The organism is Acidiphilium sp. 34-64-41 (assembly GCF_002282635.1).
Taxonomy (GTDB): domain Bacteria; phylum Pseudomonadota; class Alphaproteobacteria; order Acetobacterales; family Acetobacteraceae; genus Acidiphilium; species Acidiphilium rubrum.
In genome coordinates this window covers 1-25,652 of record NZ_NCJX01000076.1, presented here as the reverse complement: position 1 = coordinate 25,652, position 25,652 = coordinate 1, and the positions used below count along the sequence as shown (strand labels likewise).

Annotated in this window: 23 protein-coding genes, 1 pseudogene and 1 riboswitch; of the genes and pseudogenes, 6 read left to right on the top strand and 18 right to left on the bottom strand. The window is 66.2% G+C overall.

Annotated elements, in window-relative coordinates; all coding sequences use genetic code 11:
- A pseudogene (locus tag B7X49_RS14075) lies at positions 1 to 406 on the top strand (hypothetical protein); the annotation flags it as partial.
- An 80-nt stretch (positions 407 to 486) separates the two neighbouring features.
- Here B7X49_RS14075 and B7X49_RS14070 read toward each other — a convergent pair.
- Positions 487 to 2,505 (bottom strand): bifunctional diguanylate cyclase/phosphodiesterase, encoded by a 2,019-nt coding sequence (locus B7X49_RS14070; RefSeq protein WP_286703451.1) that lies wholly within the window; start codon positions 2,503 to 2,505, stop codon positions 487 to 489.
- A 258-nt stretch (positions 2,506 to 2,763) separates the two neighbouring features.
- Positions 2,764 to 4,110, bottom strand: a complete 1,347-nt coding sequence (gltX, locus tag B7X49_RS14065) for a glutamate--tRNA ligase (protein WP_286703450.1) — start codon at positions 4,108 to 4,110, stop codon at positions 2,764 to 2,766.
- 104 nt (positions 4,111 to 4,214) lie between these two features.
- Here gltX and B7X49_RS14060 point away from each other — a divergent pair, with 104 nt between their 5' ends.
- The gene (locus B7X49_RS14060) at positions 4,215 to 5,405 is read left to right on the top strand and encodes an MFS transporter (RefSeq protein WP_408735563.1); all 1,191 of its coding nucleotides are present in this window, start codon (positions 4,215 to 4,217) and stop codon (positions 5,403 to 5,405) included.
- A gap of 157 nt (positions 5,406 to 5,562) precedes the next feature.
- The gene (gyrB, locus tag B7X49_RS14055) at positions 5,563 to 7,995 is read left to right on the top strand and encodes a DNA topoisomerase (ATP-hydrolyzing) subunit B (RefSeq protein ID WP_408735562.1); all 2,433 of its coding nucleotides are present in this window, start codon (positions 5,563 to 5,565) and stop codon (positions 7,993 to 7,995) included.
- A gap of 245 nt (positions 7,996 to 8,240) precedes the next feature.
- Here gyrB and B7X49_RS14050 read toward each other — a convergent pair whose 3' ends face one another.
- From B7X49_RS14050 to B7X49_RS14025, 6 genes are read right to left on the bottom strand one after another with little or no spacing between them, the layout of a single operon-like run.
- On the bottom strand, positions 8,241 to 8,789 hold the full coding sequence (locus tag B7X49_RS14050; RefSeq protein ID WP_286703448.1) for a TIGR04282 family arsenosugar biosynthesis glycosyltransferase: 549 nt from the start codon (positions 8,787 to 8,789) through the stop codon (positions 8,241 to 8,243).
- Positions 8,786 to 9,490: a glycosyltransferase gene (locus tag B7X49_RS14045; protein WP_286703447.1), complete on the bottom strand. Its 705-nt coding sequence runs from the start codon at positions 9,488 to 9,490 to the stop codon at positions 8,786 to 8,788. The genes B7X49_RS14050 and B7X49_RS14045 overlap by 4 nt, the downstream gene beginning before the upstream one ends.
- The gene (locus tag B7X49_RS14040; protein WP_286703446.1) at positions 9,463 to 11,571 is read right to left on the bottom strand and encodes an FAD-dependent oxidoreductase; all 2,109 of its coding nucleotides are present in this window, start codon (positions 11,569 to 11,571) and stop codon (positions 9,463 to 9,465) included. Before B7X49_RS14040 ends, B7X49_RS14045 begins: the two co-directional genes overlap by 28 nt.
- Positions 11,568 to 12,386 (bottom strand): radical SAM protein, encoded by an 819-nt coding sequence (locus tag B7X49_RS14035; RefSeq protein ID WP_408735600.1) that lies wholly within the window; start codon positions 12,384 to 12,386, stop codon positions 11,568 to 11,570. Before B7X49_RS14035 ends, B7X49_RS14040 begins: the two co-directional genes overlap by 4 nt.
- On the bottom strand, positions 12,311 to 13,222 hold the full coding sequence (locus B7X49_RS14030) for a metallophosphoesterase (RefSeq protein WP_286839849.1): 912 nt from the start codon (positions 13,220 to 13,222) through the stop codon (positions 12,311 to 12,313). Before B7X49_RS14030 ends, B7X49_RS14035 begins: the two co-directional genes overlap by 76 nt.
- 13 nt (positions 13,223 to 13,235) lie before the next feature.
- The gene (locus tag B7X49_RS14025) at positions 13,236 to 14,630 is read right to left on the bottom strand and encodes an MFS transporter (protein WP_286703444.1); all 1,395 of its coding nucleotides are present in this window, start codon (positions 14,628 to 14,630) and stop codon (positions 13,236 to 13,238) included.
- Between the two features lie 160 nt (positions 14,631 to 14,790).
- Here B7X49_RS14025 and mntR point away from each other — a divergent pair, with 160 nt between their 5' ends.
- Positions 14,791 to 15,237 carry a manganese-binding transcriptional regulator MntR gene (mntR, locus tag B7X49_RS14020; RefSeq protein ID WP_029311383.1) on the top strand — a complete coding sequence of 149 codons (447 nt, stop codon included), beginning with the start codon at positions 14,791 to 14,793 and terminating at the stop codon, positions 15,235 to 15,237.
- 1 nt (position 15,238) lies between these two features.
- On the opposite strand, the gene B7X49_RS14015 is transcribed toward mntR, so the two are convergent.
- Positions 15,239 to 15,754 (bottom strand): DUF1003 domain-containing protein, encoded by a 516-nt coding sequence (locus B7X49_RS14015; protein WP_286703443.1) that lies wholly within the window; start codon positions 15,752 to 15,754, stop codon positions 15,239 to 15,241.
- Between the two features lie 111 nt (positions 15,755 to 15,865).
- Positions 15,866 to 15,928: riboswitch (Fluoride riboswitch) on the top strand.
- Between the two features lie 123 nt (positions 15,929 to 16,051).
- On the opposite strand from B7X49_RS14015, the gene crcB reads away from it, so the two are divergent.
- Complete coding sequence (gene crcB, locus B7X49_RS14010; protein WP_029311385.1) at positions 16,052 to 16,426, top strand: fluoride efflux transporter CrcB; 375 nt, start codon at positions 16,052 to 16,054, stop codon at positions 16,424 to 16,426.
- Positions 16,427 to 16,438: 12 nt separating this feature from the next.
- Positions 16,439 to 16,756 carry a DUF190 domain-containing protein gene (locus B7X49_RS14005; RefSeq protein WP_029311386.1) on the top strand — a complete coding sequence of 106 codons (318 nt, stop codon included), beginning with the start codon at positions 16,439 to 16,441 and terminating at the stop codon, positions 16,754 to 16,756.
- Positions 16,757 to 16,947: 191 nt separating this feature from the next.
- On the opposite strand, the gene hemA is transcribed toward B7X49_RS14005, so the two are convergent.
- From hemA to bchM, 9 genes are all read right to left on the bottom strand, one after another.
- Positions 16,948 to 18,159, bottom strand: coding sequence for a 5-aminolevulinate synthase (gene hemA / locus B7X49_RS14000; RefSeq protein ID WP_029311387.1), 1,212 nt, complete (start codon positions 18,157 to 18,159; stop codon positions 16,948 to 16,950).
- A gap of 24 nt (positions 18,160 to 18,183) precedes the next feature.
- Positions 18,184 to 20,127 carry a putative photosynthetic complex assembly protein PuhE gene (puhE, locus tag B7X49_RS13995; protein ID WP_286703442.1) on the bottom strand — a complete coding sequence of 648 codons (1,944 nt, stop codon included), beginning with the start codon at positions 20,125 to 20,127 and terminating at the stop codon, positions 18,184 to 18,186.
- 15 nt (positions 20,128 to 20,142) lie between these two features.
- Positions 20,143 to 21,228: a magnesium-protoporphyrin IX monomethyl ester (oxidative) cyclase gene (gene acsF, locus B7X49_RS13990; protein WP_286703441.1), complete on the bottom strand. Its 1,086-nt coding sequence runs from the start codon at positions 21,226 to 21,228 to the stop codon at positions 20,143 to 20,145.
- A 4-nt stretch (positions 21,229 to 21,232) separates the two neighbouring features.
- Positions 21,233 to 21,550: a hypothetical protein gene (locus B7X49_RS13985; RefSeq protein WP_029311390.1), complete on the bottom strand. Its 318-nt coding sequence runs from the start codon at positions 21,548 to 21,550 to the stop codon at positions 21,233 to 21,235.
- A complete protein-coding gene (gene puhC / locus B7X49_RS13980; RefSeq protein ID WP_051657265.1) occupies positions 21,547 to 22,017 on the bottom strand; it encodes a photosynthetic complex assembly protein PuhC in 471 nt (156 codons plus the stop codon). The genes B7X49_RS13985 and puhC overlap by 4 nt, the downstream gene beginning before the upstream one ends.
- Complete coding sequence (gene puhB, locus B7X49_RS13975) at positions 22,014 to 22,691, bottom strand: photosynthetic complex putative assembly protein PuhB (protein ID WP_286703440.1); 678 nt, start codon at positions 22,689 to 22,691, stop codon at positions 22,014 to 22,016. The genes puhC and puhB overlap by 4 nt, the downstream gene beginning before the upstream one ends.
- Positions 22,688 to 23,542 carry a photosynthetic reaction center subunit H gene (puhA, locus tag B7X49_RS13970; protein WP_029311393.1) on the bottom strand — a complete coding sequence of 285 codons (855 nt, stop codon included), beginning with the start codon at positions 23,540 to 23,542 and terminating at the stop codon, positions 22,688 to 22,690. The genes puhB and puhA overlap by 4 nt, the downstream gene beginning before the upstream one ends.
- A gap of 14 nt (positions 23,543 to 23,556) precedes the next feature.
- A complete protein-coding gene (locus B7X49_RS13965) occupies positions 23,557 to 25,026 on the bottom strand; it encodes a BCD family MFS transporter (protein ID WP_286703439.1) in 1,470 nt (489 codons plus the stop codon).
- Positions 25,023 to 25,652 (bottom strand): magnesium protoporphyrin IX methyltransferase (bchM, locus tag B7X49_RS13960; RefSeq protein ID WP_286839845.1); only part of this gene is annotated, 630 nt, incomplete at its 5' end. The genes bchM and B7X49_RS13965, both read right to left, overlap by 4 nt.

The following is a 25,652-nucleotide window of genomic DNA, read 5'->3' as shown; positions in this document are numbered from 1 at the left end:
CCCCATCCCACCCCGCGCCAAACCAACCCCCAAACCAACGCCCGAAATCCCACCCGAATCCCAACCCCAGCCCGAGCAGCCACCCCGCGCCCGCCGCAAGCGCCTGACCCTGCCGTGCCGCGAAGCCTGGCTCTACCGCCTGATCCCCGAAACCGGCTTCACCCGCTTCACCCTGCAACACATCCTCGCCGACCCCGAATTCGCCGGATTCCTAGCAGCCAACCCAAAACTCATCCGCATCCTCACCCCGCTCTACAACGCCATGGGCATCGACCTGCCCACCGACCCCCCCTTCGCCCCCGACCCACCGCCCGACTCCCGCCGCCACATCATCTTCGGCACGCCAGACCCCACCCAATCCGAATCCCCAACCCCCGATCAAGATTTCAAAATTCAACCCGCGTGACCAACGCACCTTCGCACGCCTATATCGTTACGATATCGTAACAAAATACAGAAAATCTTACCCAAAACCTCCGCCTCGCATCACCCGCACAGCCGATCGGGCAAGGTCCGCGACGCCAGTAGGTTGGCGCGCTCATACCATGGTGCGACGGCTTCGATCCGCATCGGTTTTGCGAACAGATAGCCCTGGATGAGTGTGGCGCCGAGGCCGAGCAGCAGCGTCAGCTGGGCCGGCGTTTCAACCCCCTCAACGACGCAGGCGACTTCGAGGTTGCGGCAGAGATCGATCAGCGAGCGGATGATCTTCGGCGCGGTGGCGCTGTGTTCGATATCGCTGACGAAACTGCGGTCGATCTTGATCTTATCCAGTTTCAGACGATGCACATAACCAAGGCTCGAAAACCCCGCACCGAAATCATCGAGCGCGATGCTCGCCCCCATGTCGTGCAAGGTCTCGATCGTCTCCGCGGCAAGGTCGAAATCACGCAGCAGCGCCGTTTCGGTGATTTCGAACGCAACACGTGACGGGCTGACGTCGGAGCCGCATAGCATCTCCTGGATTTTTGCCATGGTGGCGCGCGAACTCAGGTCATGGGCCGAGAGATTGAAACTGACCATGGCCGGTTCTGGCACATGACCGATCGCGTCAAGATATTTGGCGAACAGCACGAGCGTGATGTGGTTGATCAGCTGCGCATGTTCCGCGATCGGGATGAACACGCCGGGCGACACCGCCCCAAGCTCCGGACTCTCCCAGCGCGCCAGCGATTCAAAGCCACGGACCTGGTTTGTCGTCGCATCGACGATCGGCTGAAAGGCGAGCCATAGCTCGCTTTCAAGGTCGGCGTTGCGCAGCGCCTGTTCGATCTGGCTCGATGTGCGGATTTCAGTCTCCAGCGCTTGCGAAAACAGCACGATTTCGCCCTTGCGGTGCTGCTTGCCGTCATACAGCGCGTAATCGGCGCGCTCGAACAAATCCTCGGCGGTCTGGCCGGTTTGCGGATAGGTCGCGACACCGATCGAACAGCCGATGGTGGCCACGGCCGTGTCGTTGAGCGCGAACGGCGCTTCGAGCAGCGCCTGGAGCCGGGCACCGAACGCCAGAATTGCAGCTTCATCCGCCGTGTCCTTCAGGATCGCGCCGAATTCATCGCCGCCGAGCCGGGCAATGAACCGATCCGCCCCGGCAAGGGTGCCCAACCGCCCGCCGATCTGTTCCAGCAGCCGATCGCCGGCGCCATGGCCGTAACTGTCATTGACGGCTTTGAACCGGTCCAGATCGATCATTGTAACGGCAAAACACGTGCCGGATTGCTGCGCGGCGGCGAGGGTATCATCGAGCTCCGCGATGAAGCGGCGCCGGTTGGGCAGACCGGTCAGCCCATCCTGCTGCGCCAAGCACAGATTTTCATCCGACAATCGCTGCGCGCTGCGCTGCGCGACGACCAACGTGTCGAAACTATGGTTGTTGCGGAGCATGATAATGATCAACCCCCAGGTAACAACAACAACATTGGCAACCATGGCGATCAGCACCAGGTTTTCGGTAATCAGGAAAAAAATGGTGAAGGGGATCAGCACAAGAAACGTGAGCAGCAGGGCAGCGCTGCGGTGTTGCGTTAGGCACAGAATGCAGCTGATCACGGTGATCGACATATAAAAGGCAACATGGCAGCGCGCATAGGCATCGCCATAAGGGTAGAGCGCCAGCGACCAGGCGGTGAAAACCGCACCCAATACGGCGACCGCGAAAGTGATCGTTTTCAAAAAATGCAGCGCACCAACCCCATCCACCGATCGCAGCGACAGCCGGCGCCAGAACCTGACCCGATGAGCACAGATCAAACAGAACACGATCGGCATCACGACGGTCAGGAACGGCGGCGCGGTTTCGATATGGGTCGCGGCGAGCGCCAGAGCATTGGCGGTCAGGATGATGAACAGCATCGGAATCTGTCGGGCCAGAGCCGACAATTGGGCGTGCGCCAGGTCCAGATCGTGATAGGGCAGGCCGAACATCGTTCGAAACGCGGCGAGGCGCGTGCCGATCCCGTGCCGGGCGGCGTGTTCCGCAGGTGGTGCGAACGGATGAGGCGGCATCGTTCTGCCAGCGCTCCCGAACCGGGCAGAATACGCCACCACATCGCTCCTTTCTGCCGTCGCTGCGGCCCAAAGCATCTCAGCCTAACGTTTGCTCACGCATCGTCGCCCGGTCGTCGATCGAATGCGGGGGGCGGGACGTTTTTCGACCTCTCGCCACTCACGAATACGCGATAGAAATTACCCATTACTTAACGGCGATCCGCGCGACGGTCCTTCCGTTCGAAATCGGATCGCACAACGCAAAGCACGCCTCGTTTACCGTGCCGCGCGTTCCAGCCGTTCGATCACCAGTTCGCGTGTGATGAGCGGCAGCAGCGCCCCAAGATCCGGCCCATGCGGTTCGCCGGTCAGCGCGAGCCGCAGCGGCATGAACAACGCCTTGCCGCGCGTATCGGTCGCGGCGGCGATCATCGTGGTCCAGGACTTCCAGGTGCTCTCGTCCCAAGGCGCGTCGGGCAGGCAGGCCAGCGCTGCCTGCAGGATCGATTGCGCCTCGGGAATCTCGGGCGGATCGATCGGCGCATGGGTAATCTCCCACCAATGCCGCGCTTCCGAGAGCAAATCGATATTGCCGCGAACAGCGTGCCAGAACGCGGCGCTCGCACCCTCGGGCAGCCGATCGGCCACGACATCGAACGCGATGCTGTGCAGGATGCGGCGGTTGAGGCTGAGCAATTGCTTCGCATCGAACCGCGGCGCGCCGCGCGAAAACGCATCGAGGTTGAAACTCGGCGCGAGTTCGGCCAGCGTCAGCGGCTCCGGGTCCCGGCGCGAGCCGAGCCGGGCAAGATAAGCCGCCAGCGCCATCGGCTCGATCCCATCGCGCCGGAACGTCCGCAACGAGACGCTGCCCGAGCGTTTCGAGAGTTTATCACCCGCGATATCCGAAATCAGCGGCAGATGCGCAAACGCCGGCAGCGGTTTTTTCGGCGCCAGCGCGCGCCACAGATCGATCTGCACCGCCGTATTGGTCGTATGGTCCTCACCGCGAATCACATGGGTGATGCCGGTATCCAGATCATCGACGACCGAGGTGAAAGTATAAAGCGGCGTGCCGTCGGCGCGGATCAGCACGGGGTCGGACAGCGTATTGAACCGGATGGTCCGCTCGCCGAGCACCAGATCCTCCCAGAGCGCCGCACCATCCGAAAGCCTGAACCGCCAGTACGGCGTCTTGCCGTTGGCCTCGGCGGCGGCGCGCTGCGCCGGCGTCAGCGACAGCATGGCCCGATCATAGATCGGCGGCAGTTTCCGCTTGGCCCGCAGCGCACGCTTTGCCGCGAGTTCCTCCTCGGATTCAAAGCAGGGATACAGCCGGCCCGCGCGCTTCAGCGTCTCGGCCGCCTCGGCATAGCGGGCGAGCCGGGCGGATTGGTTGAATTTGTCATCCCACGTCAGCCCGAGCCAGGCGAGGTCCTGCTCGATCGCCGCCTCATAGGCCGGGCGCGAGCGTTCGGCATCGGTATCATCGATCCGCAACGTGAACCGCCCGCCCTGCGCCCGGGCGAACAGATAGTTAACGATCGCCTGCCGGGCGTTGCCGGCGTGCAGATAGCCGGTGGGCGAGGGCGCGAAACGGACATGCGGGGCGGTAGCGTTCATCCCGGCTGGTTAGCATGGCTTCGTTGCGGAGAACAAAGGTGCACGAGGCCGTGATTTGCCTTATTTGCGAACGGTATCGAAATCCGGGCCGGGGGCAGTCTGTCGTGAGCATGGTGGTTGAAACGCGGCGGTCCGCGGCGGCGCGAACGACGTTTGCGGTCCTGATCGCGATCAGCATCTGCCACATGTTGAACGACATGATGCAGGTCCTGCTGCCCGCGATCTATCCGCTGCTGAAAGGCGGGTTCCACCTGAATTTCGCGCAGATCGGCCTGATCACGCTGGTCTATCAGGTGACGGCGTCGATCCTCCAACCCATGATCGGCCTCTATACCGATGCGCGGCCCCAGCCGTTTTCCCTGCCGTTCGGCATGGGGTTCACCCTGATCGGCCTGGTCGGTCTCGCCTTTGCCGGCACCTATCCCGAATTGCTGGGCGCAGCCGCGCTGCTCGGGGTCGGCTCCTCGATCTTTCATCCCGAATCCTCGCGGATCGCGCGCGTTGCGTCCGGCGGCGCGCACGGGTTCGCGCAGTCGATATTTCAGGTCGGCGGCAATTTCGGCCAGTCGCTCGGCCCGTTGCTGGCCGCTTTTTTCATCCTGCCGCGCGGGCGGGCGAGCATGGCGTGGTTTTCGCTGGCGGCGTTGCTGGCCATGGCGATCCTGACCGCGGTCGGCGTCTGGTTCCGCGCCAGCGGCCACGCCAAGCCGCGGGTACGCCCGCCCGTGGTCGCGGGTACCAAGCCGGCCAGCGTCGTGGTGCCGCTGGTGCTGCTCGGCGTGCTGATGATGTCGAAATTCGTCTATCTCGCCAGCATCAATTCCTATTACATTTTCTACCTGATCCACCGGTTTCACATCACCGTGCAGCAGGCGCAGATCGATTTGTTCGTGTTCCTCGCGGCGGCTGCGGCCGGCACCATGATCGGCGGGCCGATCGGCGATCGCATCGGGCGGCGCGCGGTGATTATCGGCTCGATCCTCGGCGTGCTGCCGTTCACCCTCCTGCTGCCCTATGTCGGGCTGAACGCGACGGTCGCGCTCAGCGTGGTGATCGGCCTGGTCCTGTCCTCGGCGTTCTCCGCGATCGTGGTGTTTGCCAACGATCTGATGCCCGGGCGCGTCGGCGCCGTCTCCGGCCTGTTTTTCGGCCTCGCCTTCGGTGTCGCCGGGCTGGGTGCCGCAGGGCTCGGCGTGGTGGCGGATTGGACCAGCATCACCACCGTCTACCGCATCTGCGCCTTCCTGCCCGTGCTCGGGCTGGCGGCGCTGTGGTTGCCCAAGCGGGTTCGCTAACGGCCGGCGCCCGCTACTCTCGGCTTTTGCGTGACCGGAAAAACCGGCCCCCGCCACCTCGGCCCCACGCCCGCGCGCCGACGCCCGGGCATTAGGCGAATCGGCGGTTTTCTGCTAGAAACACCGCAAATCCCACCCTTCGGAGTAACCACCCGGCATGACCGATACGGCCGATACGACCCCTATGCCCATCCCGCCCGAACAACAGCCCGATGTCGCGTACGATGCCGCCTCGATCAGCGTGCTCCGCGGCCTCGATGCCGTGCGCAAGCGCCCCGGCATGTATATCGGCGATACCGATGACGGGTCCGGCCTCCATCACATGGGCACCGAAATCATCGACAACGCGGTCGATGAAGCGCAGGCCGGTTTCGCCGACAAGGTCGATGTCGTGCTCAACGGCGATGGCTCGATGACCGTGACCGACAACGGCCGCGGCATCCCGACCGATATCCACCACGAAGAAGGTATCTCCGCCGCCGAAGTCGTGCTCACCAAACTGCACGCCGGCGGCAAGTTCAACCAGAATTCCTACAAAGTCTCCGGCGGCCTGCATGGCGTCGGCGCCGCCGTGGTCAATGCGCTGTCGGAATGGATGGAAGTGCGCATCTGGCGCGAAGGCCTCGAACATTTCATCCGCTTCGAACACGGCGACGCCGTCGCCCCGCTGAAAATCATCGGTCCGTCCGATCACCCGACCGGCTCGGAAGTCACCTTCAAACCCTCCTCCGGCACGTTCACCCATGTCGAATTCGACTACGCGATCTTCGAACGCCGCCTGCGCGAACTCGCCTTCCTCAACTCCGGCCTCGCCATCAACCTGCGCGATGAACGCCACACCCCGGTGCAGGAAGCCAATTTCCTATACAAGGGCGGCCTGATCGAATTCGTCAACTGGCTCGACCGCGCCAAAACCCCGATTTTCGGCCCCCCGATCACCGACTATAAAGTCGATGCGGTCGGCGGCATCCGCGTCGAATTCGCCCTCGCATGGAACGAAACCTACCACGAAACCATGCTCTGCTTCACCAACAACATCGTCCAGCGCGACGGCGGCACCCATCTCGCCGGCTTCCGCTCGGCGCTGACCCGCGTCGTCTCCAAAATCGCCGACCAGGTCAGCAAAAAAGACAACCTCTCCCTCAACGGCGAGGATATGCGCGAAGGCCTGACCGCCGTCCTCTCGGTCAAGGTGCCCGACCCGAAATTCTCCTCGCAGACCAAGGACAAGCTGGTCTCCTCCGAAGTGCAGCCCCTGGTCCAGGCCGCCGTGGCCGATGCGGTCGAACACTGGTTCGAAACCCACCCCAAGGAAGGCCGCCTGATCGTCCAGAAAGTCATGGACGCCGCCTCCGCCCGCGAAGCCGCCCGCAAGGCGCGCGAACTCACCCGCCGCAAAGGCGTGCTCGATATCAGCACCCTGCCCGGCAAACTCGCCGATTGCCAGGAACGCGACCCCGCCAAATCCGAGATTTTCATCGTCGAAGGCGATTCGGCCGGCGGCTCCGCCAAACAAGGGCGCGACCGCAAAACCCAAGCCATCCTGCCGCTGAAAGGCAAAATCCTCAACGTCGAACGCGCCCGCTTCGACCGCATGCTCGGCTCCGCCGAAATCGGCACCCTGATCACCGCACTCGGCACCGGCATCGGCCCGACCGAACCCGAACAAGGCGGTTTCGACGTCTCCAAACTCCGCTACCACCGCATCGTCATCATGACGGACGCGGATGTCGACGGCTCGCACATCCGCACCCTGCTGCTCACCTTCTTCTTCCGCCAGATGCGCGAACTGATCGAACGCGGCCACCTCTACATCGCCCAGCCGCCGCTCTACCGCGCCAAACGCGGCAACGAGGAACGCTACCTCAAAGACGACGACGCCATGGAAGCCTACCTCTTCGAGCGCGCCCTCAACGAAGCCCGCATCGATGGCATCGACCTCGCAGCCGAACTCCCCTTCCTGCGCGAAGCCTCCCGCCGCATCACAGACCTCGCGCGCGACATGCCGGTCGCCTACATCGAACAAGCCGCCATCGTCGGTGTGCTCGGCGCCGAACCCGGCCAGATGACCGATCGCGCCCCCATCCTCGCCCAACGGCTCGATGCCATCTCCCCGCCCAACGAACGCGGCTGGGTCGTCGCGGTCGATGCCGGCGGCATCATCATCGGCCGCACCGTCCGCGGCGTCGCCGAACGCTTCACCCTCGACCTCGCCACCCTGCGCTCCACCGAAGCCCGTTGGCTGGCCGACCGCGCCGGTCGCCTCGCGACCATGTTCACCACCCCGCCCGCCCTGCGCCAGGGCGAGACCGAAAAACCCGTCCAAGGCCCCTCCAGCCTGGTCGAAGCCCTGTTCGCCATCGGCCGCAAAGGCCTGTCGATCCAACGCTTCAAAGGCCTCGGCGAAATGAACCCCGACCAACTCTGGCACACCACCCTCGACCCCGACCTGCGCCGCCTGCTCCAGGTCCGCATCGGCGACGCCGAGGAAAGCGACCAGATCTTCTCAACCCTGATGGGCGACGTCGTCGAACCCCGCCGCGACTTCATCGTCGGCAACGCCCTCAAAGTCGCCAACCTCGACGTGTGAGGTTGGGTTTGGGGCGCGTAAGTAAGCAAGGCGGGGGGCTTTGCCCCCTCGACCCCCACTAAGGGCGGAGCCCTTAGAACCCGCTAGTTTTAGGCAAGGGGAGGGCGCTGCCTCGGACTTTCCACTGATCTGGTCTGTGTCGCCCTCCCCTTGCCTAAAACTAATGGATTTTAAAGGCTCCGCCTTTAACGGGGTCCAGGGGCAGAGCCCCTGGCCTTGCTTACTTACGCGCCCCAGCCCCAACCTCACATATCGAGGTCGGCGTGTTCGCGGAGGGTGCAGGTGCGGCGGGTGGTGAAGGTGCGTTTGGTATCGGCGAGGGTGTGGGGGGTGGACCAGCGGACGTTGGGGAAGATCGGGTCGGGTCGTTTCCCGGCGAGGCCGATGAGCCAGTAGCCGCCGTCGGTGGCGGGACCGAATACGGCGTCGGCGCCGCGCAGGCGGCGGCAGGCGGTGCGCAGGTCATCGGGTGTGATGGTCGGGATATCGCTGCCGATGATCAGCACGGGTCGGTGTTGGTAGTGCCGGAACAGGGCCTGCATGCGCGCACCGAGATCGCCGCGGCTTTGGCCGATGATGGTGAAGCCTGTGGCTGGCAGGCGTGCGTGGTGTGCGGGGGCGACGGCGATGACGCGCTCGATCGTTCGCATGCCGCGCAGCAGCCGCATGGTGCGGTTCAGCATGGCGCGGGCGAGGCGGAGGGCCGCGCGATCGCCGCGGGTGGCGGCGAGCCGCCGTTTACCGACGCCGAGGCGCGGGATGCGGGTGAACAGCACGATTACGGGCCGGCTCATCGCCGGTATTGGGCCGCCAGAAGCACGGCATCGGCGCCGGCCAGAAACCGTGCCAGCCGTGCGAGGTTGCGCAGGCTGCGCCGCAGCCAGCCGTCGCGCGCATAGGCAGCGGCGTCGGTCATGACGATCATGTCGCAGGGTGCGAGCCGCGCGCGGCCGAGCCGGCGCGCGAGGGCGACGTCTTCCATCAGCGGCAGGGGCGGCATGCCGCCGATCGCGGCCAGCGTATCGCGGTGGATCAGCAGCGCCTGATCGCCGTAGGGCAGCCGGAGCAGCGCGCAGCGCAGCGCCGCACCGTATTCGATCAGCCGGGCGCGCGGATCGGCACTCGCCAGGCGCAGCCGCCCGTACCACGCCTGCCCGGACCGATTGCTGGCGATGCAGCGGGACATCGCGTCATCCCAGCCGGGTTGCGGCAGCGAATCCGCGTGCAGCAGCAACAGCCACGCCGAGGGTGCGGCGGCGATGCCGCGTGAAACCTGCGCGCCCCGCCCGGCACCGCCGGCCACCACGATCGCGCCGTGCGATGCGGCGATCGCCACCGTGTCATCGGTGCTGCCGCCGTCGCTGATCACCACCGCGCCGACCAGGGCGGATCGCGCGAGCAGGGCCAGCAGCGCGGGCAGGGCAGGGGCCTCGTTCAGCGTCGGGATCACCACGGTCAGCGCGCCGTTCATCCGCGCCGCCGGGCGTGAAACCATGCCAGCACGGCAAGCCCGCGCGCCGAGGCATGGCGCTGCCGCCACTGGCCCGCCACCGCGCGGATCGCTTCGGACCGGGTCGGGTAGGGGTAGATCACGCCGAGCAGTTTTTTCAGGCCGAGCTTGTGCTGCATGGCGATGGTAAAGCCGGTCAGCATTTCGCCGGCCTGGGTGCCCACGATGGTCGCGCCCAGAATCCGGTCCGACCCCGGTTTGGTCAGCACGGTGACGAAGCCTTCGGTATCGCCCTCGGCAATCGCGCGATCGAGCTCGCTGAAGTCGTAGCGTGTTGTTTCGAACGCAATGCCGGCCGCGCGCGCCGCGCGCTGGTTCAGCCCGACCCGCGCGATTTCCGGGCTGGTATAGGTCACCGCCGGCACCGCCCGATAATCCGGCCGGAACCGCCAGAACGGCGCGAACAGCCCGTTCAGCGCGGCGAACCCGGCCTGGAATCCGGCGACATGGGTGAATTGATACGGGCCGGCGACATCGCCGCAGGCGAACACATTGGGCAGAATCGTTTGCAGCCACGCGTCGGTCTCGATGGTTTTTGCCGGCGTCAGCGCAATGCCCAGAGCCTCCAGTCCGAACCCGGCGGTGCGCGGCACGCGGCCGAGGGCGACCAGGATGCGGTCGAACCCGAGCCTCACCGGCGCATCGCCGTGCAGCGCTTCGAGCGAAAACCCCGCATCATCGCGATGCACCGCGACGGCGCGATGTCCGGTGAGCACCGCGACACCATCGCGCCGCAGGGCGGCCGCCATCGCCGCCGAGACATCATCATCCTCGCGCCCCAGCAGCCGGTCGGCGAGTTCCACCAGGGTCACGGTGCTGCCGAGCCGTGCGAAGGCCTGCGCCATTTCGCAGCCGATCGGCCCGCCGCCGAGCACGACCAGCCGCGCCGGCAGCGCCTCGATATCCCACAGCGTTTCCGAGGTCGCGAACGGGCAATCGGCCAGCCCCGGTAAATTCGGCACCAGCGGCGCGGCACCGGTCGCGATCACGATCGCGCGGCTCGTCAGCGTTTCACCATCGACCGAGACCGACCAGGGGGTTTCGATGGTCGCGTGGCCGCGCCGCACATCGACCCCCAGGGCCTGATAGCGCGCCACCGAATCATGCGGCGCGATCGCCGCGATCGCCGCGCGCACCGCCGCACGCGCCTGGCTATAATCCATGCCGCTACGTGCCGCGTGCAGCAGCGCTTTCGAGGGAACGCAGCCGGTATTCAGGCAATCGCCGCCCATCGCCGCCTGTTCGATCAGCGTGACGCTGGCCTTCAGCGCGCTCGCGACATAGGCGGTCACCAGCCCGGCCGAACCCGCGCCGATCACCACCAGATTCCGATCGAACCGGCGCGGCCGCCGCCAGCCGGCATAGCGCTGACGTGCAGCGAGCGCGTTGCGCAGCAGCGGGGCGGCAACCGGCAGGGCGGCCAGCAGCAGCAGCCCCATGATCAGCCGCGGCGTCAGGATCGCCTGATGCGGCCCGAGGGTTGCGACGCTGGCGCCCGCGTTGACGAAAATCAGCGTCGCCGGCAGCATGCCGATCTGGCTCGCCCAATAGAACCGCCGCAGGGGCAGGCTGGTCAGCCCGGCCAGCAGATTGATCGCGACGAACGGCACCGCCGGCACCAGCCGCAGCGAGATCAAGTATAGCGCACCGTCGCGCGCGATTCCCCGTTCGATCCGCGCGAACAGGTCAGGAAACCGCGCCAGCGCCGCATCGCGCAGCAGGAACCGCGCGCTCAGAAACGCGAGCGACGCGCCGATCGAGGCGGCGAACGAGACCAGGATGCTGCCCGCCACCACGCCGAACAGCGCCCCGGCCGCCAGCGTCAGCACCACCGCACCGGGCAGCGAAATCGCCGTCGCCACGACATAGATCAGGAAATACAGCGCGAACGCCGCAACGCGGTGATCCGCCACCGCCGCCCCAAGCGCCGCCGCGTGAGCTTCCAGCCCCGCCAGCGTCAGCCGATGCCGCCCGAGCGCGATGACCGCCGCCACCACCAGCACGATCACCAGGCCGAATGCCGCCGGCCGCCACCAGGCACCGCGCGCCACCGCCGTGCCGCTCATCGCGCGCCCATGCAGGAGGAGGCGCCGAACACGCAGAATTGCGCGCAATACGGGTGATCGAGCGTGACCGGCCGCGCCGAAGCCGCCAGCGTCGATCCCAGATCGAACCGCGCCTCGTAGGGCAGCAGCGTGCACGCCACGATCGAGGCGCGAGACTCTCCCTTGCGCTGCACCACCATCCGCGCGGTCCGGCACATCGCATCCGCCCCGCGCGACCGCAGCGCCTGCCACGCCGCCGCCGCCACGCCGGGAACCGGGGTTGCCGTCGCCAATTCGGCGAACAGCACCAGCGCCGCCGGATCGGCCGCATCGATGGCGAAGCCCTCTTCCGCGAACAGCCCGGCAAACCCCGCCCGGATCTCGGCCTCGCTCGCCAGCGCCGGATCGAACCGCGCCGCGACCGAGGGGGCGAAACCCGCCGCATCCAGCGCGCGCAGCCCGGCCAGCGCCGGCTGCCAACTGTCGGCGCCGCGCAACGCCTCATGCCCGGACGGGGTGAAATGATCGAGCGAAACCCGCACCCCGAGCTTTGCCCCATGCGCCGCGCGCAGCGCCCGCAGCGCGTCGAAATGCCGCTGCATCGGCCGCATCGCGTTGGTCAGCACCAGCACGCGATACCCCCGGTCGAGCGCATCACCCAGCATCGGCATGATCGCCGGGTTCATGAACGGCTCACCGCCGGTGAAGCCGATTTCGCGCAGGTCAGGCTGGCGGTCACGCGCCTCGTCCAGCAGGGATTTCAGGATTTCGGGCGCGATATAGGCGAGCCGGTCGTTGCGCGGGCTGCTCTCGATATAGCAGCCGGCGCACGCCAGATTGCACAGCGTGCCGGTGTTGACCCACAGGGTTTCCAGCCGCTCCAGCGCGACCACCGCATCGGCCGGCGGTGCGGCGGCTGCCGGCGGATCGCCCTCTCGATCGCGCCGGCGTAGTCCTCGGCCAGCCCCGCCGCGCGCATCGCGAACGCCGCCGCACGGTGATCGAACGCGAGCGGCATCGGCGTGATGCTGAACCCATCGCCGTGCGGCGTCAGCACCGAAAACCAGCCGCGCGGCGTGCCATCGTTCGCCGGCAGCCCCACCGCGCCGGCGTTATGCCAGAGTTTGCCGCCCACCATGCGGGTGAAACCAAGGCCGCAATGCCCGGCGATCACGCCATCCGCACCGGTCAGGGCGATTTCATCGGCAAGCATCGGCTCAGGGTCCGAGCCGAATACGAAGCGGTTGATCCGGCTCGGCGCGCCATGCACGATCGCGAGACGCCGGCCGCCGATCGCAAGGTCGATCCGGCGCGGCAGCCCCGCCATCCAGCGTTTCGCGGCCGCATCGACGCGCGCATTGGCGTAGCCGAACCAGCCGGCCGAAAGCCGGTCGCACGCCGAACCGGCCGCGAAGCCGCAGCCGCAATCGGGCGCGTTCTGGGCGAGTTGCTCCTCGCAATTGCCCATCACGGTCGCGACAGGATGGCCGCGGATCAGATCGACGCAGGCCTGCGGATCGGCGCCATAGGCCACGATATCGCCGGTGCAGATCATCTGGTCGGGCGCGATGCCGAGCCGCCGCGCCTCATCGAACAGCGCCTCGGTCGCCTGGATATTGCTGTACGGGCCACCGAAAATCAGCACCGGCCCGGTCGCTGTGATCAACGGCACCACTGGCTCGCCATCAAACATAGCGCGCGGGCTCCACGGCGAGTTGTTCGAGCGCCAGCCCCCGCGCCTCGATGCCGCCGCGCCGCCGCCACACCAGAACAGCCACCGCCCCCAGCGCCCAGAATCCCGCCAGCATCACCAGCGCCGCCGGCATGCTGCGCGCGCCGACATACCCCACCAGAAACGGCGACAGCGCCGCCCCGATCCGCCCGACCGCGACCGAAGCGCCGATGCCGGTCGCGCGCAGGCTGGTCGGGAACAATTCGGCAAACATCGGGTAGGCGGCGATCCAGCTGCCGGTCGCCAGCAGATTGACCAGCGCGAACCCCAGCATGATCGCCCCGGCACCCATGCCGGTGATCGCGGCGAAGCCGATCAGCGCCAACGCGGTGGCGAGATAGAACCCCGCCACCGTGACCCCGCGGCCGATCCGGTCGAGCAGCGATGCGGCGGCGAACCCGCCGATCAGCGCGCCGACACTGCCCGCCAGATAAAACAGCGGCAGGCGCGCCGGCGGCAGATGCAGCGCGGGTAGCACCACGATCGGCAGAAACGCGAACAGGCCGTAGTAGCCGGAGGCTTCGGCGAAATCGAGCACGGCGCCGAGCGCGAGCCGGCCGGGATAGTGCCGCAGCAGCACGCGCAAGCCGTTCACCTCGCGCCGGACCCGCTGCACCACCGGCGCGGGCGCCAGCGGGGTCGCATCGGTCAGCCCCGCCGCGATCCGGCCGATGATCACGCGCGCATCCTCGCGCCGCCCCGCCTCGATCAGCCAGCGCGGGCTTTCCGGCAGATGCCGGCGAAACCACGCTGCCGAGAGTGCAATGGCGCCGCCGAGCGCGAACACCACCCGCCAGCCGAGGTCGGCCGGCAGCGCCGACAGCACCAGCCAGGCCAGCAGGGCAGCCACGAAACTGCCGACCGGCCAGAAATTCAGCACGATCGCCGAGGCCCGGCCGCGCGACCGGCTCGGCACCAGCTCCGCGATCGCCGCATTGATCGCCGCATATTCCGCACCGACGCCGATGCCCGCAATCAGCCGCAGCACCATCAACACCGCCAGATCGGGCGCAAACGCGGTCGCCAGCGTCGCCACGCCGTACAGCACCAGGCTGGCCAGAAACACCCGCCGCCGGCCGTACCGATCCGACAGGATGCCGAACCCCGAAGCGCCGAGCATCAGCCCGGCGAACCAGGACGCCAGAATGAACGACATGGCGTTGCTGCCGAGATGGAAATGCTGGCGCAGCGCACCCAGCACATTGCCGATCAACGTCACCTCGAACGCATCGAGCGCCCAGCCGAGGCCGAACAGCAGGACGACGATGGTGTGAAACCGATTCCAGCGCAGGTTGGCCAGAGTCTCGAGCAGGTTGGCATCGGTCGCGGCGCTGTCTGGATCGGTCATTGGGTTCCCTAGTTGATCAATATAGGGGCATACGGCGAAAGCGCATCAATGGTTACACGCCGATCATCGGGCGCGGCGCAGAATGGCGGTCCTTTGCCAAAAAAGAAACGCACCCTTCGCCTTATTGGCGATTCCGGCCCGCGAAGCTAAGGAAGAGATCATGACCGCCGCCCCCGCACGCGATGATGGCCTGCCCGCCGAACCGACCCAGGCGGAGCGGTTCGGGCGGGCGCGGACGGCGCAATCGACAGCGCTGCTTGAGGATTATGTCGAACTGATCGCCGATCTGCTGGCGGCTAACGGCGAGGCACGGCCGATCGACATTGCCCGCCGACTCGGCGTTTCCCACCCGACCGCGGCGAAAAGCATCAACCGCTTGAAGCGTGAGGGGCTAGCGACCGCGAAACCCTATCGCGGCGTGTTCCTGACCGCGGCCGGGCTGGCCCTGGCCGAGCGGGTGCGCACGCGCCATCGGCTGGTGGTGCAGGTGCTCGAAGCGATCGGCGTGCCGGCGGACACCGCCGAGGCGGATGCCGAGGGCATCGAGCATCACGTGTCGGATATCTCATTGCGCGCGTTCAGCCGGTTTCTGCAGGCGCGCGGCTAACTCAGGCATCGGCATCCGGCGCGGTGTTGGCCAGAACCTCGTCGATATTGATGTCGAGCTTGCGCAGCATCGCGATCAGCAGGGCGTTCTGATATTCCAGATGGTTCAGAATAACCTCGATTTCCTCCTCGGCGCGGACGTTGATGTCCAGATCGTGCTCGGCCCGCAATTCGGCCTGCCGGCCCTGAATGTTCTGCCCCACCATGATCAGCGGCATCAGCAGGAGCTGAATGACGTTGGAAATGAACAGCCAGAACACGAAAGCCATCGGCGGGTCGAACTGCAAGGGCTTCGGCGCCAGCACGTTCCAGCCGAGCCAACTGACCGTCCAGGTGAAAATGACCAGAAAAAACCCCATGGTGCCGACGCGGCTGGTGATCCAGACCGCCAGATTGTCGAACGGCTTGATCGGCGCCGGGGAGGGCGCCAGCACGTCGCGCAACGGCTGGCGCCGGGTGCGCAGCTGACGCAGTGAGAGCGGGGGCTTGGAAAGGTCGGGGATCGGGGCGGTGGGCATGTGCAGATTCCAAGGGTTTGGCCGGGTCGCGGGCAGACAGGGAAGCGCTTCTTTTTTGTAAAAAAGAAGCAGAAAACTTTTTGGTTTGACAAAATTTGCGTGAGCCAACAATCTGCCTGCGGCGATGGAGTTCGCCATGTAACCGCCCGCGGGGCTGATGACTCCTGTTCCTTGCAAATCCGTCGTTCGGAAGGATCAGGCCGTGCCCGCAACTCCACTCCAAGCCCAACGCCCGCCACACCGCCCCCAACCGGGCGGCGCACGCGCGTTTTTGGTTGCCATCACGAAAGGACAGATATGAAAACACTCCTCGCCATCGCCGTCTTCGGCACGCTCGGCTGCTGGGCGCGCTACGGCCAGACCATCGCCGTGCAGAACACCCTGGGACGCGATTTTCCGTTCGCCGTGCTCAGCATCAACCTGCTCGGCTCCCTGCTGATCGGCTTCCTGTTCTTCGCAACCCTCGAACGCTTCGACCTCGGACCCGCAATCCGGACCGGCGTGCTCACCGGCTTCCTCGGCGGCTATACCACCTTCTCGACCTTCGAACTCGAAACCCTGCTGCTGGTCGAAAACGGCGAAGCAATGAAAGCCGCCCTGTACGTCGCACTCTCGGTCGGACTCGGCTTCGCCGGCGTGTTCCTCGGCGCCTACGCCGCCCGCAACCTGTAAGGAAGCTCAACCATGACCCAGCCAGCCACCATGATCCGCATCGCCATCCACGAATCCGATCACGGCAAACGCAAATCCCTGATGGATGACATCCTCAAATCCCTGCAATCCCAAGGCATCACCGGCGCCTCCGTCCTGCGCGGCATCGCCGGACTCTCCGCCAAAGGCATCATCCACGCCGCCGACATGCTGCACTTCGACGTCGACCTGCCCCTCGCCATCGAATTCTGCACCGACACCGACACCGTCGATGCCATCATCGCCACGTTGGTGCCCATGGTCCCCGCCGGCCACGTGATGTCGTGGCCGGTTGTGCGGCATGGTGGGTGAGGCTGGGAGTAAGGAAGGCGGGGGGCTTTGCCCCCTCGACCCCCACTAAGGGCTTAGCCCTTAGAACCCGCTACCGTCGATCTGGCCTGGGTCGCCCTCCCCTTGCCTAAAACTAATGGATTTTAAAGGCTCCGCCTTTAACGGGGTCCAGGGGCAGAGCCCCTGGCCTTCCCTACTCCCAGCGCCACTCATCAAGCCGCCAACTGGATCGACATTTCGTGCCAGATGGTGGCCAGGGCGTCGACCAGGTGGTCGATATCGGCGTCGGTGTGCAGGGGTGAGGGGGTGAGGCGCAGGCGTTCGGTGCCGCGGGGGACGGTGGGGTAGTTGATGGGTTGGACGTAGATGCCGAAGCGATCGAGCAGGGTATCGCTGATGGTTTTGCACTGGACCGGGTCGCCGACCATGACGGGGACGATATGGCTGGGGTTTTCGAGGTGGGGCAGCCCGGCGCGGGTGAGTTTGGCGCGCAGGCGGGCGACGCGGTCGTGCATGCGGTCCCGTTCGGCGCTGCTGGACTTCAGGTGACGGATGCTGGCGAGCGCGCCGGCGGCGACCATGGGTGGCAGGGCGGTGGTGAAGATGAAGCCGGAGGCGTAGCTGCGGACAAAGTCGCACAGCGCGGTCGAGCCCGTGATGTAGCCGCCGATGACGCCGAAGCCTTTGGCGAGGGTGCCTTCGATCACGGTGAGGCGGTGGGCGTTGTTGTCGCGTTCAGAGATGCCGCCGCCGCGCGGGCCGTACAGGCCGACGGCGTGGACTTCATCGAGGTAGGTCATCGCACCGTATTGGTCGGCGACATCGCAGATATCGGCGATCGGCGCGACGTCGCCGTCCATTGAGTAGACTGATTCGAAGGCGATCAGTTTGGGTCGCGCGGGATCGATGGCCGCGAGTTTGCGGGCGAGGTCGGCGGGGTCGTTATGGGCGAAAACCTCGCATTGGGCGCGGCTGTGGCGGATGCCTTCGATCATCGAGGCGTGGTTGAGCGCGTCGGACAGGACGACGCAGTTGGGCAGTTTATGGGCGAGGGTGCAGAGCGAGGCCCAGTTCGACATATAGCCCGAGTTGAACAGCAGGGCGGCGTCTTTGCCGTGCAGATCGGCGAGTTCGTGTTCGAGCACGGTATGGTAGTGGTTGGTGCCGGCGATGTTGCGGGTGCCGCCGGCGCCGGCGCCGCATTTGTCGAGGGCTGCGTGCATCGCGCTGAGCACGGTGGGGTGCTGGCCCATGCCGAGGTAGTCGTTCGAGCACCAGACGGTGACGGGGCGTTCGCCGCCTTCGCCGTACTGGGTGGCGTGCGGGAAGTTGCCGGCGTGGCGTTCGATGTCGGCAAACACGCGGTAGCGGCCTTCCTTTCGGAGTTGGTCGAGCCCGGACGTGAAGAAAGTTTCGTAGTTCATTGGATGATCTCCCAGATCGATGGCTTATTCGGCCGCGAGGCGCATGGAGCAGCCGGCAAAGGCGGCGGCGAGGCCGGCTTCATCGAGGTTGCGGCCGATTGCGATGACGCGGGGTTCCTCATCGGCCGGGGCGGCGAAGGCACCCATGCTGGCGCGGTGGCCGGCGATGTCGAACTGGACCCAGCCGCGGCCGATGCGGGCGAGGCCTTTGAGCCGGGCGATGCTGCCGAAATTGCCGGCGGCTGCGGCATCGAGCACGTGGCGAAGGGCGTCGGCGTCGCAGATGTTATCGAGCGTGCCGGCCCATGAGCTGAAGCCGAGTGCGTCCTGGTGGGCGTGGTCGTGATCGTGGTGATGATCGGGGTGGTCGCAGCCGGTATCGGTGCAGGCCGCGTGGTCGTGCGCGGCATGGTCGTGGGCGTGATCGTGGTTATGCGCCTGCGGGGCGTGGTTGACTTGCTGCGGCGCCGGCGTTGGGGCCGCTGCGGGGCTGTGGGGGAGAACCGGTGCGGGTTTGGCCTCGTATTCCTGCACGTGGCGCACGGTTGGCGCGGGGGTGGCGGCGCGTTCGTCATCGGCGGCGGTGGGGTCTTTGCGGGCTTTGGTGGTCGCCGCGAAAACCTCGGCCGGTACCGAGCCGTAGCGGGCGGTGATGATCCGCACATCCGGGTTCAGGCGTTGCAGGGTTTCCTCGACCAGGTCGCGTTCGGCGGCGCTGACCAGATCGGTCTTGTTGACGATCAGCAGCGAGGCGAGTTTGGCCTGGGCGGTGAAATGTCCCTGCATTTCAGCGAAATCGCCGAGGAAGGCGCTGGCATCGATCATGGTGATGACCGAGAGGCTGCGCTTGAACGGAGCGATGGCCGGGCGTTCCAGCACGCCGATCAGCGAGGCGAGATCGGCGACGCCGGAGGGTTCGATCAGCACGCGGTCCGGCGCGAATTTGCCGACAACGTCTTCGAGCTGGCTGGCGAGGTCGTTTTTCAGGGTGCAGCAGATGCAGCCGTTCGGCAGTTCCACCACATCCGCCCCCTGGCCGCGGAGCAGCGAGCCATCGATGCCGACGGTGCTGAAATCATTGACCAGGACGACGGTTTTTTCACGGGTTTCCACCGGAACATTGCCCAGCATGTCGAGTCGGCGGCGCATGAAGGTGGTCTTGCCGGCGCCGAGGAAGCCGGCCACGATTTCGACGTCGAACGCGCGCGCGGGTTTGTGGGATTTCAGGCCCCAGTTCCAGAGTTTCGCGGCCGGCAGCGGCAGCACGAGGAACCAATGTTCGAGGATGGCGAGCGCCATCATCACGCCGATGAAGGTATCGCCGGCGCGGGCAAAGCCCGTGGTGGCGCGGCCGGCGTGTTCGAACATGATGGTGCCGATCACGGTGGAAATGGTGATCGAGAACGGGAACAGCAGGTTCATCGGCTTGCGCTTGAGGAAGCTTTTGAGGAAGTTCAGATGTTCCGGCAGGAACTCTTCGTTCAGGTTGCGCACGCCGAGGAAGACGTTGAGCTTCGCACTCTGGTGCATCCACCACAGCACCATGAAGGTCCAGACGCCGATCTGGTTCGGCTGGCCCCAGGTGGCGACGACGATGATGACCGCCGAGCCGATGATGGCGAGTTCATGCCACAGGCTGGTCTGGATGGCGTGGCCGAAATGTTTCCAGCCCTTGCAGTTTTCCGGGCACGACGCGGTGCGCGGGCCGGTGACGAAGCCCATGTAGAAGCTGATTTCCTGCCAGCCCCAGGCGAACAGGCCAAAACCGAAGGCCCAGTAGGCGGCGGCGACGGTTTGTTCGCCGCTGACCTTCACCAGCCCGATGACGCAGATGGCGAAAACGGTGGTCGCACCCAGCATGCTCCATTTGAAGGTCGGCCGGGGCAGGCCATCGAGGAAAATGATCGCGCCGGTGCTGAACCACCAGATGAACAGGGCGAACAGTCCAGGGATGATGTAGTTGCTCATGATGGGTCCTTGGGCTTACCAGGTGGGTTGCAGGCGCACGTCGGCCGGCAGTGCCTGGGCCTTGGTGCGCATGAGATAGAGCCGCGCGAAGCTGGCGGCGGCGCGGACGGCGTAGGAGGCGCGTTTGAGTTTCGCACCGATGCCCGGCACGTCGCGGATCGCCTGATTCGCGACGTCGATTTTCCGCAGGCGTTCGAGCCCGGCGAGGAAGGCGGGGTTTTCGATGTCGAGCGTGATCGGGAACACCTGCTGGGCGATTTTGCTGGTGATGCGGAACACCTGCATGTCGTACGCGGTGGGGTCGAGCCCAAGGGCAGCGTGGAAATTGGGCCGCGCGTGGTCGCGCACATACATGGTGGCGAACACGGCGAGCTGGAAAAACCGCACCCAGAGCTTGTTCATGCCGGTCAGCATCCAGGGGTTGGCGCGCATCAGCAGAGCGAAGGCTTCGCCGTGGCGGAATTCATCGTTGCACCACTCGCGGAACCATTTGAAGATCGGGTGGATGCGCAGTTCGGGATGGGCTTCGAGCTGGCGGTAGATGGTGATGTAGCGGGCGTAGCCGATCTTTTCCGACAGATAGGTCGCGTAGAAAATGAATTTCGGCTTGAAGAAATGGTATTTTTTCGCCCGTGTGAGAAAGCCGAGGTCGACACGGGTGTTGAGGTCGCGCAGCGCCTCGTTGATGAAGCCGGCGTGGCGGGCTTCATCGCGGCTCATGTAGCCGAACAGGCGGCGAAGATCTTCGTTGCCGCAGCGTTTCTTGATTTCGGCGTAGAGCACGCAGCCGGAGAATTCGGCGGTGACCGAGCTGACCAGGAAATCGAGGAACTCGCGGCGGAGCGCTTCGGGCATGCCGGAGATGTCGACCTTGAATTCATCGGTGCGGGCGAAATGACCCTTGTTGGGGTCGGCCTTCAACTCGGCCATCAGGGTTTCCCACTGATCGCGGATCGGGCCGACGTCGATCTTGTCGAGGGCAGCGAAATCGGTGGTGTAGAAGCGCGGGCTCAGCATGGTGCTGTTCTGCGCGGCTTCGGTCTGGGCGTTCGGCGCGCTGTGAATGTCGGGTGCTGCGATCGTGCTGGTCATGGCGTTCATGATCTCAGACTCCGGTATGGGTCGGGGCGATGTTGAAGTCTGCGAGCGGCTGGAAGCCGACTTCGTAGAGCTCGCCGATTTCGAACAGCGAGCGGAACTGCGTCCAGGCGCGTTCGAGGCGGCCGGCGCGGAGCAGTGTTGCGGTGCATTCGCCGGTCAGGCGTTCGCCGAAGCCGACCATTTCGGGCGCGTCGTGCAGCAGGATTTCATCGCCGGGCCAGATTTCGACATCCTGCGGAATCGCGTGGGCGTGCAGGCTTTGTGGAGTCTGTTCGAAGTCGATCTGGCAGCGCAGATCGATGCGTTGCTTGGTGCCGATCATGAGCGGTCTCCGTTGTGAAGCATCAGGGCCTTGAACTGGCCGGAATTGCTGGGGCCGAACGCCTGCAGGTCGATGTGCTCACCGGTGGTGGGGTCATCGAGGATCAGGACATGGTGGGCAGCGGGGATCAGCAGAAACGGGGCGGTGCGCGAGAAGCCATCGGCCAGGCGGGCCTCGATCATGGTGCGCAGGGTGGTGCGCAGGAAGGCATCGGCGCTGGGCGCGATGGTGGTGATGGGCTTGCCGGTGGCGGCGTTCTGCACCAGCAGGGCCTGCGCCTCGGTCTGGATGAAGCGGACCGCCATGATCGGCGCGGTGGCCGCGGGCAGGCTGTAATCAGGCGTGGTCAGGCGCGAAATTGTCGCGAGGGCGACGGTGCCGAGCATGAGGCACCCCGCCGCGATCACCGCCCAGCGCGGCACATGCGGCGGTGCGTCGTCGTCATGATAGGGTGCGGCGCCGCTCATGCCGCGTGACCGCGCGAGGCGAGCGCGTCCATCGCATCGCTATCCTGGCTTCTGTCGCGCAGCGGACTGGCGGCGACCGGCATGATCGCGGCCGGTGCGCGCGATGGATCGAGCGCGGCGGCGAGCACGCGGGCGGCGCCGGCGGCATCGGGGATGCCGCGCAGCACGGGTTCGACCCGGCCGCGCTTGCCGGCGCGCACATGCGGCCAGAGCAGCAGGTAAGACAGGTTGCGGTCGGCTTCCGGCGTCATCACGATGTCGCCCGTGCCATCGGGCGCGGTGCGCAGGCCGACGGCCTGGATGGCGCGGAACGGCAGGTTGACGTGTTTCTGGATCGCCGCACCGTAGCGGATCACGATGCGCTTGCTGGTGATGGTGTAAATGGTGGTGCGGGCGGTGAGGAAGGCGAAGCCGAGCACCATGGCCAGCGCGAGCACGCCGAGGAACAGCGACCAGAAGCCGGCGGCTTCGGCGACGCGCAGCGAGTGATGCGAGATCAGCGCGCTGACGATGCCCCAGGCCAGCATGATCGCGACGTAGATGCTCCACGCCTTGACGTGGAAGGCGCCGACCGCGAGGGCGCGGAAGGTGGGCGAGCCCTGCCACAGCAGGGTTTCACCCGCTGGCAGCGCGTGCGGCAGGCCGCGCCCCTCACGGCGATCGGGTGTGCTCATAGCAGCGGCTCCGAACGCTGCGGCGTCGCGTAGAGATGGCCGGAGGCGAAATAGGCCATCAGGCGATCTTCCTCGCGCGGGGTGATGATGTCGGGCATGGCGATGGGCGGGGCGATGGCGAATTGCGCCGCGGTGACCGAGGCGAGTTTCACCGAGACGCCGCTGGCCGAGCGGGGCAGGCCGGCGGTGCCGCGGCTGCCGCTGACGATGCTGCCGAAGCTGACCCAGGCATTGTCGAACGGGTTGCTGTTGGCGATGACGCGGCATAGCGCGATCGGGAACATCACGCGTCGCGCGGGATCGGAGGCGACGCTGGCTTCGAGCCAGAGCGGCATCTGGTCGGCGCGGTCGATCCAGATATCGACGACGGTGCCGCCGATCACGCCATCGCAGCAGATCACCGGGGCGCCACGCGGATCGGGGTCTTCGGCGGCGACCCAATGGTCGGTCGCGACACGGAGCGGGGCGATGCGGACTTCACCTTCGGGCATCATCTCGGGGTGGGTGGAGCGCTGGGTGTAGGAGGCCGGGCCGATGCCATCGAGCATCGGGTTGCCGAGCGGGATGATCGGCGCGCCATCCCACGGTGCGCTGGAGCGGGCGTTGATCACCTCGATCGGCTCGTTCCAGGGCACGGATTTGGTCGTGCCATCCGGCAGGATGAAGGTTTTCGGGGTCGGCAGGAAGGGAAAACCTTCGAGGCGTTCGCCCTTGTGGCCGGTGACCAGCGGGTAGCCTTCGCGCTTGCTCTCGCGCTGGAGGTAGAACACGAGGCCGAAAAAGAAGATCCAGAATGCGTAGAGCACCAACTGAGCGACATCGATATAGGGAGTGATTGCACCGGTTTGCATGACGGACCTCGTGGTTATTTCAGGCCGAACGCAGCGTCCTGCTGCGTCAGCGCGTTGGTTGCGGTGGAGGAGCGGCGGACCAGCGGCCCGATCGCGATCAGCGTGGCGAACAGCAGGTAGATTTCGACGTGATAGACGGCATCGTACCCGACGGCGGGGCCGGTGAAGCTGGGGCCGAAGGTGCCGTGCGCGGCGAGTGTGGCGATGGTGCCGCGCAGCGTGCCGGCGATGGCGATGGCGATGCCCGAAGCGAGCACCTGCACCGCACCCCAGGCACCGAGGGCGAGGCCGCTCATGTCGCCAATCACGCGGCCCATGGCATCGGACAAGGTGCCGACCAGGAACAGGCCGCCGCCGAAGCCGATCAGGCCGACGCCGGCGCCGAAGATCAGGCCCGAATGCAGCGGGGCGGCGAAGATGACGCAACTGAACGCGAGCAGGCCGACCAGCGTGCCGGCGGCGGCGATGCGGTAGGGATCGCCGTTGCGGGTCAGGCGCCAGCGCGCGACCAGCGCGGCAGCACCGGCACCGGCGGCGAGCAGGGCGGTGAGCGCGGTGGTTTCACCGACCGGCAGGTGCAGCACCTGGCCGCCATAGGGTTCGAGCAGAATATCCTGCATCGAAAAGGCGAGGGTGCCGAGCCCGATGGTTACGAGGCGGCGCATCGCGAGCGGCTGGGCGCGAAACAGCGCCCAGGCGGCCGAGAGGGTTTCCATCCCCGCGCGGCGGGCGGGCAGTTCCTCGTCATCCGCGTAGCGGCGGCGGGGTTCCTGTTTCCAGAGGGCGATGCTGTTGAGAACGATGGTGATCAGCGCGGTGGTCTGGATCACCTGGATCATGTGGAACTGGTTGTAGGGGGTGAGCAGCCAGCCGAACAGCAGCGCGCCGCCGATCATGCCGGCGAGCAGCATGGCGCACAGCATGGCAACCACGCGCGGGCGGGCGTGCTCGGGTGCGAGATCGGTCGCGAGCGCGAGGCCGGCGGTTTGCGTGGTGTGCATGCCGGCACCGACCAGCAGGAAGGAGAGCGCGCCACCGATTTTACCCCAGATCGGCAGGCCGACCGCATGGCCGCTGAGGATGATCAGGGCGAAGGGCATCACCGCGAGGCCGCCGAACTGCGCCATGGTGCCGAACCAGATGAACGGCACCCGGCGCCAGCCGAACACCGAGCGATACCCATCCGAGCGGAAACCGATCAGGGCGCGCACCGGGGCGAGCAGCAAAGGCAGGGCGATCATGAACGAGACCAGGGCGGCCGAGACGTGCAGCTCGACGATCATCACCCGGTTGAGCGTGCCGATCATCAGCGCCGCCGACATGCCGACAGTGAGCTGGAACAGAGCGAGGCGGAGCAGGCGGCGCATCGGCAGTTCGGGCGTCGCGGCATCGGCGAAGGGGAGCCAACTGGTGTCGAGCTTCATCCAGAAGGGGGTCATCGTGCGTTCGATCGCACGGCCTTTGGTTTTGATGTGTTGGCTCATCGGGACAACTCCAGGGCCTGGGAGATGTAGAAGCTGCGCGAAATCCGCGTGGTGCGGCGGGGCGCGAAACCGGCGAGCGCCGGATTTTGCTGGATGGCGCGGCGGAGTTTGCGCTCGGGCTGCGGCTCGATCGCCGGTGAGCGGTCGCTGCGGGGGAACAGGCGGCCGACCACGCGGGCGGTGATCAGCAGCGGCGTGCCCGGGGCGAAGGTGAACATCATGCCGTGGCGGACGCGGGGTGCGATGCGGGCGAGGGATGCCACCACATCGTCACGCTGGTAATGGATCAGGGAATCCATTGCGACCATGTAATCGAAATCACCATGCGCGGCTTCGAGCATGTCGCCGGCACGGAAATCGATGCGGGAGGCGGCGGGGTCGCTCGCCGCGCGTTCGCGGGCGAGGTCGACCAAAGTGGGCGAGAGATCGACCGCGACGACATCGGCGCCGCGGCGGGCGACTTCGATGGCGAGTGCGCCGGTGCCGCAGCCGGCATCGAGCACGCGCGCGCCGGTCAGGTCGTCGGGCAGATAGCCGAGCAGGGTGGCGCGCATCGCGTCGCGCCCGGCGCGGACCTTCGCACGGATGCCGCTGACCGGGGCATCCGAGGTCAGGCGCGCCCAGGC

Excerpts from the sequence above, each read along its gene's own strand:
- B7X49_RS14070 (WP_286703451.1), bottom strand. The coding sequence starts at position 2,505 with ATGCCGCCTCATCCGTTCGCACCACCTGCGGAACACGCCGCCCGGCAC.
- gltX (WP_286703450.1), bottom strand. The coding sequence starts at position 4,110 with ATGAACGCTACCGCCCCGCATGTCCGTTTCGCGCCCTCGCCCACCGGC.
- gyrB (WP_408735562.1), top strand. The coding sequence starts at position 5,563 with ATGACCGATACGGCCGATACGACCCCTATGCCCATCCCGCCCGAACAA.
- B7X49_RS14050 (WP_286703448.1), bottom strand. The coding sequence starts at position 8,789 with ATGAGCCGGCCCGTAATCGTGCTGTTCACCCGCATCCCGCGCCTCGGC.
- B7X49_RS14045 (WP_286703447.1), bottom strand. The coding sequence starts at position 9,490 with ATGGTTTCACGCCCGGCGGCGCGGATGAACGGCGCGCTGACCGTGGTG.
- B7X49_RS14040 (WP_286703446.1), bottom strand. The coding sequence starts at position 11,571 with ATGAGCGGCACGGCGGTGGCGCGCGGTGCCTGGTGGCGGCCGGCGGCA.
- B7X49_RS14025 (WP_286703444.1), bottom strand. The coding sequence starts at position 14,630 with ATGACCGATCCAGACAGCGCCGCGACCGATGCCAACCTGCTCGAGACT.
- mntR (WP_029311383.1), top strand. The coding sequence starts at position 14,791 with ATGACCGCCGCCCCCGCACGCGATGATGGCCTGCCCGCCGAACCGACC.
- B7X49_RS14015 (WP_286703443.1), bottom strand. The coding sequence starts at position 15,754 with ATGCCCACCGCCCCGATCCCCGACCTTTCCAAGCCCCCGCTCTCACTG.
- crcB (WP_029311385.1), top strand. The coding sequence starts at position 16,052 with ATGAAAACACTCCTCGCCATCGCCGTCTTCGGCACGCTCGGCTGCTGG.
- B7X49_RS14005 (WP_029311386.1), top strand. The coding sequence starts at position 16,439 with ATGACCCAGCCAGCCACCATGATCCGCATCGCCATCCACGAATCCGAT.
- hemA (WP_029311387.1), bottom strand. The coding sequence starts at position 18,159 with ATGAACTACGAAACTTTCTTCACGTCCGGGCTCGACCAACTCCGAAAG.
- puhE (WP_286703442.1), bottom strand. The coding sequence starts at position 20,127 with ATGAGCAACTACATCATCCCTGGACTGTTCGCCCTGTTCATCTGGTGG.
- acsF (WP_286703441.1), bottom strand. The coding sequence starts at position 21,228 with ATGAACGCCATGACCAGCACGATCGCAGCACCCGACATTCACAGCGCG.
- B7X49_RS13985 (WP_029311390.1), bottom strand. The coding sequence starts at position 21,550 with ATGATCGGCACCAAGCAACGCATCGATCTGCGCTGCCAGATCGACTTC.
- puhC (WP_051657265.1), bottom strand. The coding sequence starts at position 22,017 with ATGAGCGGCGCCGCACCCTATCATGACGACGACGCACCGCCGCATGTG.
- puhB (WP_286703440.1), bottom strand. The coding sequence starts at position 22,691 with ATGAGCACACCCGATCGCCGTGAGGGGCGCGGCCTGCCGCACGCGCTG.
- puhA (WP_029311393.1), bottom strand. The coding sequence starts at position 23,542 with ATGCAAACCGGTGCAATCACTCCCTATATCGATGTCGCTCAGTTGGTG.
- B7X49_RS13965 (WP_286703439.1), bottom strand. The coding sequence starts at position 25,026 with ATGAGCCAACACATCAAAACCAAAGGCCGTGCGATCGAACGCACGATG.